Here is a 250-nt window from a genome sequence, read left to right on the forward strand (position 1 = left end):
GCCAGGTTCCAGGCCATCGGGTCGGTCGACAGGCTCCATTTGACCACGCCGGGTGTCGTGAAGAAGAACGACCACGTCACCGCAAAAGTGATCACCCCCATCAGCGCGCCGATCGCTGAGAGAATCGTGCTGCTCTGCGTCTGTCTCGTGCTGCTGCTGGCGTCGTTGCCGCGCTCGATCGTCCGGTCAGGTACTGCATAGACGCGCCGTCGATGGTTAACCCCTGCATAATCGCGCATCGCGCGTATCC

General features: G+C 62.0%; 1 pseudogene. It reads right to left on the reverse strand.

Annotation, left to right across the window (positions count from 1 at the left end):
• Positions 1-250 (reverse strand): annotated as a pseudogene (locus FNJ47_RS47320) (hypothetical protein); the annotation flags it as partial.

It is taken from the genome of Bradyrhizobium uaiense (assembly GCF_010811875.1).
Lineage (GTDB): Bacteria > Pseudomonadota > Alphaproteobacteria > Rhizobiales > Xanthobacteraceae > Bradyrhizobium > Bradyrhizobium uaiense.